We start from the raw sequence: 1,071 nt of genomic DNA, 5'->3' as shown, positions 1-1,071 counted from the left end.
GGCTTTGTTGCATGAATGATGAAGGGGTCAAAATGCTCCCCCTCTCAGGAGCAGTTTTAAGCATTATGGGCATAGCTATCAGGCATACCCAAATGGGTCATAGGATTGAGGGCAGCACAAGCAAGTAAAAGTTCTACAGCCTGGGGGTCGTTGGTACGACGAGAACAACGATTACCAAAGATAAGCTTGAAACGAAACATGGCCGTCTCCGATCATGAGCGACGGTGATAGCCACTCTGAAGTTTCCATTGGCTTCGACCCACTTTTTCAATACGTACTAGGTTCTGATTGCGTGGATGATGCTCTCCTTCTTTTGGCCAATATTGGGCATCATGACGTGGGGGAATATTAGCCTGAGCACCTCTTTTTTTAATGGCATCGTAGCACTTGCGTTTGTCATAAGCTCCATCGGCGGACACTGCTTCAATCTCTGATTCGATGGCATCTAACACATCCGATAGAGCCTCCGAGTCACTGAGATTATTCGTACTCACTACCGCACCAAGTATTTCCCCTGTGCTCTGATCTACCCCTAAATGCAGTTTTCGCGCCTTTCGACGTTTGCTGATTCCATGTTGACGTACTTTCCATTCTCCCTCTCCATAAACTTTGATTCCGGTTGAATCCACTACCACATGCCGTGCTCCCTTCCGTTCTTAACCGGGCATTGCCACACTTAATTTCCCCAGCCGTCTCGATACTGTGGAGTGGTCTGGTACTTCTAAGTCTACTCCCATTAAACCGAACTTTGATTCCATCAATCCTTGGGTTTGACGCCCTGGTAAATTCAACACTGACCCCATGGTACTCATGGTAGCTATGGCTAAGTCACTGTATTTGCGGGATGCTCCTCGTTTCCCTGTCTTTTGGGGATTCCACCATCTTTTAAGTACCTCATCATCAATCGGTGAAGGTCAGACTACCACGGTTTAAGAGCGCTGCGTTGTACTTACTCCAATTCAATATCTTATATTTGGTCTTGGCGGTTGCTTCTGTCATGGCTAAGGGGAAGCTCTATTTTTCTCTCTATAGATTATCTCACTCAACTCATACTCTTTATGCAACAAAGCC

The 1,071-nt window shown here is 46.4% G+C and carries 1 pseudogene; it reads right to left on the bottom strand.

The window, feature by feature from the left end:
- Positions 1 to 56 precede the first annotated feature (56 nt).
- Positions 57 to 999 (bottom strand): annotated as a pseudogene (locus F6J94_RS34020) (IS5 family transposase).
- Between the last annotated feature and the right edge of the window lie 72 nt (positions 1,000 to 1,071).

Origin of the sequence: Moorena sp. SIO1F2, from assembly GCF_010672755.1 — a bacterium.
In the GTDB taxonomy this organism is placed as follows: Bacteria; Cyanobacteriota; Cyanobacteriia; order Cyanobacteriales; family Coleofasciculaceae; genus Moorena.
The sequence above is the reverse complement of the archived record's forward strand: the minus strand, read 5'-3'. Positions and strand labels throughout refer to the sequence as shown.